At 57.0% G+C, this 4,576-nt stretch carries 9 protein-coding genes; all 9 read right to left on the reverse strand.

Translation table 11 applies throughout. The features are described 5' to 3' along the window. Window positions 1–81: 81 nt before the first annotated feature. The 9 genes from OPU71_RS20965 to OPU71_RS21005 all read right to left on the reverse strand — a co-directional run bounded on the left by OPU71_RS20965 (window position 82) and on the right by OPU71_RS21005 (window position 4,421). Window positions 82–420, reverse strand: coding sequence for a hypothetical protein (locus OPU71_RS20965; RefSeq protein WP_267730047.1), 339 nt, complete (start codon window positions 418–420; stop codon window positions 82–84). A gap of 71 nt (window positions 421–491) precedes the next feature. After that, the gene (locus OPU71_RS20970) at window positions 492–848 is read right to left on the reverse strand and encodes a hypothetical protein (protein WP_267730048.1); all 357 of its coding nucleotides are present in this window, start codon (window positions 846–848) and stop codon (window positions 492–494) included. Between the two features lie 126 nt (window positions 849–974). Then, entirely contained in the window at window positions 975–1,184 is a 210-nt protein-coding gene (locus tag OPU71_RS20975) for a BrnA antitoxin family protein (RefSeq protein WP_206255518.1), read from the reverse strand. Window positions 1,185–1,197: 13 nt separating this feature from the next. After that, entirely contained in the window at window positions 1,198–1,476 is a 279-nt protein-coding gene (locus tag OPU71_RS20980; RefSeq protein WP_267730049.1) for a BrnT family toxin, read from the reverse strand. 145 nt (window positions 1,477–1,621) lie between these two features. Next, window positions 1,622–1,924 (reverse strand): hypothetical protein, encoded by a 303-nt coding sequence (locus tag OPU71_RS20985; RefSeq protein WP_267730050.1) that lies wholly within the window; start codon window positions 1,922–1,924, stop codon window positions 1,622–1,624. 411 nt (window positions 1,925–2,335) lie between these two features. Further along, window positions 2,336–2,581, reverse strand: a complete 246-nt coding sequence (locus tag OPU71_RS20990; protein WP_267730051.1) for a hypothetical protein — start codon at window positions 2,579–2,581, stop codon at window positions 2,336–2,338. Between the two features lie 492 nt (window positions 2,582–3,073). After that, window positions 3,074–3,457, reverse strand: a complete 384-nt coding sequence (locus OPU71_RS20995; RefSeq protein ID WP_267730052.1) for a hypothetical protein — start codon at window positions 3,455–3,457, stop codon at window positions 3,074–3,076. An 8-nt stretch (window positions 3,458–3,465) separates the two neighbouring features. Beyond that, the gene (locus tag OPU71_RS21000) at window positions 3,466–3,912 is read right to left on the reverse strand and encodes a hypothetical protein (protein ID WP_267730053.1); all 447 of its coding nucleotides are present in this window, start codon (window positions 3,910–3,912) and stop codon (window positions 3,466–3,468) included. Window positions 3,913–3,998: 86 nt separating this feature from the next. Further along, a complete protein-coding gene (locus OPU71_RS21005) occupies window positions 3,999–4,421 on the reverse strand; it encodes a DMP19 family protein (RefSeq protein WP_267730055.1) in 423 nt (140 codons plus the stop codon). Window positions 4,422–4,576: the final 155 nt, after the last annotated feature.

Consider the following 4,576-nt stretch of genomic DNA (forward strand, 5'->3'; position numbering starts at 1 on the left):
ATCGAGAAACCTGAAAAGCAAAACCGGCCTGACGGCCGGCTTCAACAACGCCCGGTTGACGGGAAGTCCCTTAGAGAATTGTTAGGCGCCGACTCGGACATTAGCTAGCCTTTTCGTTGCTTCTAATGAGCCAAAGCGTCCGGCGTTAATATACGAACCGAGTTTCGCGTCTTCGTCTGAGCACAACTTTTCGAGTATTTCGTATGCAATTACGCGATGGGGCTCGATGAGATTGTCGTGCTTCTCCAGAAGGGCACGTTCCTCTTCGTCGGACTCATGTCCATCAAGGGCCCAATAAGCATAGAAGTTGTTGTACTTCTCGCAAAACTCAAAGAAGGACAGTTTGCCTGCAACGCATTGGCGAACCAGTGCATCGTGCTGTGCAATGGTTTCTAGTAAATCGGCCTCTGACTCAAACATGACCATTCGTAAGCGCCTAACGTTCGACGTAAGGGGCGGCCCGCCTGCGGGACGTCCCCTTGACGGTGGTGTTAGGCATCGGCGTTGACCTCACGGAGAACCTTGATTGCCAATGCGCCTTGACCGATCCCGATGCCGCGATTGTGCTCGCCAAGATTCTGACCTTCGGTAACGTCACACCAACACTCGACGACCTCAAACACTGAATGACTTTCATTGGTCTCAATCTCGAAATGAATGAACTTCTCGGACTCCGTCAGCAACATTCCGAACAGGCGTGGCATTCCGGGAAAGTCGATCTCCAACTTCACAACAATGGCCTTCGAGCAATCAACCCCTCTTGACGTGGCGACTTCGACGAGCGCCGATGGCAATGCATGGTTTCTCCAGTAGTTCGCCACGCGACGAATAGACTGCTCGGTTGCCATGTTCTGCTGCTGAACGCTTTGCTGTCGCATGATATGCCTAACGTTGGACGTAACGGGCGCCGGAGCGCAGCGAAGGGAATCAAACTGCGCAGCAGTTTGGCGTCCCGTTGACGGACTGGTTGGGCGTCACTTCCACTTGAGATTGAGCTTGCGGTTCGAAGCGGCGCAGTCGCGGAGGTACAGATTGATGAGGCTCTGGTACGGGATGCCAACGTCTTCAGAGATGGATTTGAAGTAGTTGATGCACTCCTCGTCCAAGCGGATGGTGATTTGCTTTTTGAGCTGCGGAGCGTAGGGGTTCTTCGTGGATTTCGAGAAGTCGTATTCAGCGCGCATGGATTGCACCTTTTCAGTAAGACGCGGCCTCTTGCTTCGTGGCTTTTCGCGCCGAGATGATGCGAATTACATTCTCGGACGTGCGGTAGCAATGGCACACGACAAGCAGTTTCAGGCCTGAGCTGTAGCCCAGGAGGATGAACCGCTCTTCATCTTCGGAATGGTCTGGGTCCGCGATCAGCCTCGCCCGGTCGTCGTAGAAGACCGTCTTGGCCTCTTCGAAGCTCACACCGTGCTTCTTGATGTTGGCCTTGGCCTTCGGGTCGTCCCACTCGAAGTGAAGTGTAGTCATGAGGCGACTGTAACTATGGTGTAGTTACGCGTCAAGATCTTGGGATCCGCTAGCCGGTGACGCCCAACGTTGGACGTAACGGGCGCCGGAGCGCAGCGGAGGGCACCAAACTGCGCAGCAGTTTGGCGTCCCGTTGACGGACTTGTTAGCGATGGAGCGGCTCATCAATGCTTACACCGCAGTACGGGCAGTAGTTGATTGGGTTGAAATGCGAGAGCCGGAACTGCGGGTCGATGGTTCGCGTGCAGCGTGGACAGCGAAGGAACACCTGACCTGCAACACCCAGGATGACGAAACACAACAAAAGCCCGCCCACGATAGCCATAGAAACCGGCGTCGGCTGAGGCGTTTGAGCTGCCACAACGAGCGCAGGCAGGCAAGTGGCAACAAGGCTAAAAAGCCAGAGCCGTTTCTTCTTCGCCAGCGAATCGCGGATGGTGGTTTTCATGTAGCGCTAACGTTGGACGTAACGGGCGCCGGAGCGCAGCGGAGGGCACCAAACTGCGTAGCAGTTTGGCGTCCCGTTGACGGACCTGTTAGCGGCAGCGTTGAAATTTGAACGGCGATTCATGCAGCGCAGGCCCGAAGTGCAGGGCATTGAGAAAGCGAAACGGTTGCGGGGAAAACCCGCGACCACCGCAGAAACGATAACCGAGGGCGGCGCCCAACTGCCGTGCAGGAATTGGCCCCCGAGCCGAAACGGTACAAGCGCAACACGGGGACGTTGGCCACGCCGGCAAAGCCAACGCACGTTTCAAGTTCGGACGCTTTCAGCATTGACGCTAACGTAAAGCTAGCCGGCACCGAGGCGAAGCCGAGGGAACCCAAATGCGCAGCATTTGGGTGTCCGGTTGAGCGATTAGTTAGCGGCAGCGGTGAAACTGGCGCAACGGAACAGCCCGACTTTGCTTGAAGTGCCGGCGGTTTGAAAACCGAAAACGGTTGAGGGGAGAGCCCGCAACCACCAACGAAACGATAACCGACCGACGCGCCCAACTGCCGTGCAGAAATTGGTCACCGAACCGAAACGGTACAAGCGTTGCACGGTGACGTTGGCCACGCCGGCAACGCCAAAGCACGCTTCAAGTTCCGATGCTTTCAGCATTGACGCTAACGCTTGAGTTCAGCGGGAGCGCCGCAGGCGCGAATCCGCTGCAACGAATTGTTGGGCGGCAGACGCCCGGAAAGGAATTGAAATGCAAGACGATCTGATGAAGTTTGACCCGACAGACCGAGCCCCGCACCCATACCCTAGCCATGCCGCCCAATACCGGAAATGGCACGGGCTGACAGCGTGGATATACAACCCATGGACAGGGACACAACGACACCCGGCAGATATTGGCAGCGATGTGCAAGGGCTTTTGATAGTGCCGCCTGCAACCAACAAGGTGATGCAATGCGGCCCTAACGGAGAGTGCCTGTATTGCGGAGTTGCCTGCGATGAACCGTGCAGCCGTTTCGTGCCGAGATTCAAAGCGGAGGCAACTTGCGAGCGCCTCAAGACGCCCAACGTTGGAGTTGAGGGGCCGGCGAAGGGCGCAGCCCGTAGCGAACCCAAAAGCGCGGCTTTTGGGCGGTCCCCTCGAACGACGGGTTAGCTCCAGCGCCGAAACCCATTGGTGTTGTACTCACTGACGAATGCCGTTTTCTTGAATGATGCACGTATGTCGTTGGGCGAAAACTCGCCTTTTACAACGAAGCCTGAGAAGCCGCTCGGGAGCGTTTGCGCCGGACGTGCCTGAACCTGGACTAAGACTCTGTGTTCGTTGTAGGTGCGGCGGAAGATTAGCCTCGCCACCCACGGCGTGCTCGGTTCGCCGAAAACCTCTGTATCTTTGCCCTGAACATGCACATGGAACTGCACTTGCGGAGCGAGGCCCGTTTCGGCCTCAATTTTCAATAACTCCGGGCGTAGAAGGTGCTCAACGATACCTTCGACAATGTTTCGATCTGGCGAGAATTCGTCGGACTGTGCCATTGCGGGAGCTAACGTTGGAGGTAACGGGCACCGGAGCGCAGCGGAGGGAACCAAACTGCGCAGCAGTTTGGTGTCCCGTTGACCGCAGTGTTAGCCGCGAGACCAGTGACCGATTGAAAAACCGAACGGCCTGCCAGGGCAAGCCGACCAAGAGAAACCCGAGCCGTGCCCGCAACGGCGCCCGCACGAGCGAAAGCCGAAAAATCGCCGCCCACTTCGCTCGGCAAAACACCGAAGAACGTTTCCAGCGAAGCCGAGCCGTCAAACGCGCACGCGCAAACCCAACTGCCAGCGCGTGCAGGCGCCGCGTTCGAAGCCCGCGACGATTGAGCAAGCGCCTGCCGCACGGTGAGATAGCCCGCCGAACCACCGAAAACCTGCGGCGCCCCGCAAAGCGAGAGGCGCCGGGACAGCGATTCAAACATTGCCAGCAGGAATTTCGAATGAATAAACACGGGGCTAACGTTGGAAGTAACCGGCACCGAAGCGCAGCGGAGGGAACCAAACTGCGAAGCAGTTTGGTGTCCGGTTGACTGAAGTGTTAGCCATCACCAGCGTGCGCTCGGAGATAGCTTGCAAGAAGAGTAAGGAGATCTTCTTCATAGCGGTAGAACTCCGCCTCGAGCGACGCAAACCGGACCGTTTCACGAATTCGACCAAGTGCTTCCTGGCGCTCGGCGCGATTCACTGGAGGCACTGAGCCAGGGAATTCTGCATTGGCAGCTGAGAGCAAAGACGCCGTATTTCCAGCGCCAATAGCCTTCAGCGCTTCAACCGTTTGAAGCGCGAGATCGCCAGCAGAATTGAAGTAGTACTGATCGAAGCCGCCATTGTTGACCTCGGCCTCCAGCATCCAGACTCCGACGCCAACTACTTCAAGTGGGTCTAGAGCGGACGGGCCCGCACAGATGTACTTTTCGACCCATGGATCGATGCGTTTCAATACGAAGTCGAGGTCGTTCATGATGGCTAACGTTGGACGTAACGGGCGCCGGAGCGCAGCGGAGGGAACCAAAATGCGCCGCATTTTGGCGTCCCGTTGGACGGACTATAAAGGGGACTTCCCACAGTCGCTGGTGGCATAAGCCACGCCGGCATCGAAGTGCCAAGATTGAGTTT

The organism is Niveibacterium sp. 24ML (assembly GCF_026586805.1).
Lineage (GTDB): Bacteria > Pseudomonadota > Gammaproteobacteria > Burkholderiales > Rhodocyclaceae > Niveibacterium.